Source organism: Bradyrhizobium genomosp. I (2014) (assembly GCF_000261685.1).
Classification (GTDB): domain Bacteria; phylum Pseudomonadota; class Alphaproteobacteria; order Rhizobiales; family Xanthobacteraceae; genus Bradyrhizobium.
The window spans coordinates 1-3,583 of sequence record NZ_AJQE01000345.1 but is presented as its reverse complement, the minus strand read 5'-3'; the positions used below and the strand labels follow the sequence as shown (position 1 = coordinate 3,583).

The following is a 3,583-nucleotide window of genomic DNA, read 5'->3' as shown; positions in this document are numbered from 1 at the left end:
GGCTCGGCCGAGCCGACCGCGAACATGCCGAAGCTCGTATCGTCGGTCAGGCTGACCAGGAGTCCTTCCTCGACCTGACGCACCTCGGCCGCTGGCCCCGCGCCCGCTTTGATGTCCGACAGCGCGTCCGCGATCGCGGACTGAAGCTGCTTGATGGTGGGCTGCTGCGTTTGCGCCGCATCGCGCGGCTCGGACTCCTTCGCCGCGTCGTTGGGACGCGCCTGCGGGGCCGCATTGGCCTGGACGCCGGCCTGAACGGCGCTGCCGTCGCGTGAGGGTTGCGTCGGCGCGGGGCCCGGCGGCAGCAGGGGCGACAGGCTTGCGGACGGGCTCTCCGCGTTCGGAGCCACGCTTCCGCCGGCCTCGTCCGTCTTGGCCCGGCGCGCCTGCGGCTCGCCCGGATATGTTCCGGCTGCGCCGTCGCGCGCGGCCGCATTCGGCTTGGGCTCGCTCTCGATGAAGCGGTCCGCGTCCTTGTCCGCCTGCGGCGCCAGCTTCCAATAACCGGGATCGAACGGATCGCGGTAGGCGTCACCACCCTTGAGGCCGTCCTCTTCGGCGGACGTCAGGGCGCCGGCACGCCGCTGGCCCGAGGACTGGTTCGCGCTGCTCGCGATCTCGGCGAGCGTCGCATAGGGATCGCGGAACAGGATCTTCTCTTCATAGGAGGCCGGCTTCTCGGCGGTTGGAGAGTCACCGCGGCGTTCTTCGTTCGGGCCAGCCGGCTGACGCTTGCCATCCTGGCCTTCGAACGACGACGGCTCCTTCTTGGAGAGATCCTTGAGACCCTTTGGCGCAGGCGCGTTCTCCGCGAGCTTGATCGGGTTGAAATAACTTGCGACCACCTGCTTCTGATCCTGGTTGAGCGCATTGAGCAGCCACATGACCAGGAAGAATGCCATCATCGCGGTCATGAAATCCGCATAGGCGATCTTCCAGACGCCGCCGTGATGCGCCTCCTCGGCGAAGGCGCTGCGCCGGCGGACGATCACGATCTCATGCTTGACCTCTTCCATGGCGACTACCGGCGCGCTTCCTTGAGGCGTTCACTCCAGGCCGAGATCTGCGTCTCGATCACGGTCTGGTCGGCCACGACGCGGACCTCGAGGGTGTCGGCGGCCTCGTACGCGATGCCCGTTCGCCGGGACGCCTCGAGCTGCGTCTTCACGAGGTCGAGCAGCTCGCGCGGGCCGGTGACCTTGAACACCGGCACCGGCGAATTGCCGGTCAGCGCCGCAACCTGCTCGACCAGCGATCCGATCGCCTTGTCGCGCACCGCCTCAGTGAGGAACGGCAGCAATATCCGCGCAACGGAGCTCGCGATGTTGGTCTCGACCTCGCGGCAGGCCGCCTCGAAGCCGCTGACGATCGCCACCGCCTGCTGGTCGGACCACTTGGCCCGCTCCTCGCCGAGCCGGATCGCGCTGCGGACGCGCTCCTCGGCCAATTTGGCGTCGCCTTCCGCGACGCCGGCCGCATGGCCGCGCCGATAGGCATCGTCCAGGAGATTGACCGGCGGAGCTTCCGTAGCGGGCGCCGGAGGCGGCGCCTGAAGCTGCGGCTGCGCCGGGGTCTGAGGCTGCGGTTGAGGCTGCGGCTCGCGCCAGGCTTCCTTCGGCCTGGTCAGCACGTCCTGGATTTTCGGCGGTGGAGGCGGCGACGACTTGACCCGGCCATTCGCGTCGAACTGCGTCAGGAGTTTTCCGATTGCCGCGTTCATGCCGCCTCCTCGCGTCGCATCCAGTCTTTAAGGATCGCTGCCGCCTGCATCTGGTCGAGCCGTACGATCTGCTCCAGCCGCTTCTGCGGCGTTCGCTGCATCTTGCCTTCGAGGTCCTCGACCAGGTTGAGCTCGGCCTCCTCGCTATCCGGCAATGCAAGGGCCGCCGCAGCTTCGAGTTGGGCGGCCTCGGCCGCCTCGACCTCCTCCTGCTCCGCGCGATGGGTCAGGATGCCGTTGACCGCGGGCCGAAGCCCGAACCAGACCAGCATCGAAGCAACCGCCAGGATCGTCACCGCGTTGATAACGCTGCCGAGCTGCTTGTTGATCATCTCGACGAAGCTGATCGGGGGCACCGGCGCCAATTCACGCGAGCCTTCGATGAAATCGACGGCCGTCACCTGGATCTGGTCGCCGCGCGCCTTGTCCAGTCCGCCCGCCGTTGCCGCGAGCTGACTGATCTCGGCGAGCTTGCTGTCGACGATGGCCTGGTTGCTCTTGTCGCCGAGATCTGCGACCAGCCGCGTACGGTTGACCAGGACGGCGATGAAGAGCTTCTTGACCGAATAGCCGTCGCTCACCGTCGTGGTGGTCTTGGACGAGACCTCGAAATTGGTGACGTCCTCGCGGCGGCTCTTGTCCTCGCTGGAGTTCTTGCCGCCTCCGGCGTTCACCTGCTGATCGGGGAGATTCTGCTGCACCGTGGTCGGCGTCGAGCGGTCGGCATTCTGCGACGACTCCTTCTCGCGCACGTTCCGCACCGAGCGCTCGGCGCGGCTCTCGGGATCGTAGACCGTCTCGTTGATCTGCCGCTTGTCGGTGGACAGCTGCGGAGCGACGCTCACCTCGAAATTGTCGAGGCCGAGATACGGCGTCAGCGCCTTGCGGATGTTCTCCTGCACCATGGCGCTGACCGTCTTCTGCAGGCTCGCCATCTTGGTCGGCGCGGCGCTCGCCTCGTCGTCTTCGGCGAGCAGCATCGAGCCGTCGGCATCCAGCACCGTCACCTTGTCGCGGCTCATGCCGGGGATGGCGGCGGCGACGAGATGACGGATCGACTGCGCCGTGCGCGCCTCGATCGCGCCGTCGGTGCGCAGCACGACCGATGCCGATGGCGGCTGCTGCGTCGCGCGGAACGAGCCGCGCACCGGCAGCACGATATGAACACGCGCCGCCTTCACGCCCTTCATGAGTTGGACCGTGCGCGCAATCTCGCCTTCCAGTGCCCGGAGCTTGGTGACCTCCTGCATGAACGACGTCAGGCCGAGCGAGCCGATCTTGTCGAACAGCTCGTAGCCGGAGTTGGCGCTGGTGGGCAGCCCCTTCTCGGCAAGCAGCATCCGCGCCTGCATGGTCTGGCTTGGGCGCACGGAGACCGCATCGCCGGCGGAGTTGACGTCGAAGGTGATGTTCTGCTCGCGCAGCGCCGCGCCGATGCGCGTCACGTCTTCGCGGGTAAGGCCGGTATAGAGCGTTTCGAACTCGGGCCGGCTGAGATAATAGGTGCCGCCGACGACGGTGACGAGAACGGCAAAGCCGATCAGTCCCAGGGCCATCAGGCGTCGCGGCCCAAGCGCCAGCAGATTGTTGAGCAGTTGCTGTACCTGCGCACGACTGAGCATATGACCTCTACCAATGCGAACGTAGAGGACACTCGGCTGCCAACCTTGTCTGAAGGTTGCGCGCGGTCACGGATGTGTCGGTTCGCCGGCGAGGCGTTGCAATTTTACAAGAAGGCTGGACGACGCAATTCACTCGGCCGCCGCAAGCGGAAAGCTCGGGTGCGTGGCCGCGCGATCGGCTGCGGCGTGTTGCATGAAGTCTGGCGTCGGGAGGTCGATTGCCGGCACGCCTGTGCCGTCG

3 protein-coding genes are annotated in these 3,583 nt (G+C 66.7%); all 3 read right to left on the bottom strand.

Annotation, left to right across the window (positions count from 1 at the left end; genetic code table 11):
* Positions 1–1,016: flagellar motor protein MotB (locus tag IC50_RS30750; protein WP_035713911.1), on the bottom strand; the 1,016-nt coding region annotated here is incomplete at its 3' end.
* 5 nt (positions 1,017–1,021) lie between these two features.
* On the bottom strand, positions 1,022–1,720 hold the full coding sequence (locus IC50_RS30745; RefSeq protein WP_035713908.1) for a hypothetical protein: 699 nt from the start codon (positions 1,718–1,720) through the stop codon (positions 1,022–1,024).
* Positions 1,717–3,342 carry a flagellar basal-body MS-ring/collar protein FliF gene (gene fliF, locus IC50_RS30740; RefSeq protein ID WP_035713903.1) on the bottom strand — a complete coding sequence of 542 codons (1,626 nt, stop codon included), beginning with the start codon at positions 3,340–3,342 and terminating at the stop codon, positions 1,717–1,719. The genes IC50_RS30745 and fliF overlap by 4 nt, the downstream gene beginning before the upstream one ends.
* Positions 3,343–3,583: the final 241 nt, after the last annotated feature.

What these genes read in the sequence shown, in the direction of transcription:
- IC50_RS30745 (WP_035713908.1), bottom strand. Translation starts at nt 1,720, where the DNA reads ATGAACGCGGCAATCGGAAAACTCCTGACGCAGTTCGACGCGAATGGC.
- fliF (WP_035713903.1), bottom strand. Translation starts at nt 3,342, where the DNA reads ATGCTCAGTCGTGCGCAGGTACAGCAACTGCTCAACAATCTGCTGGCG.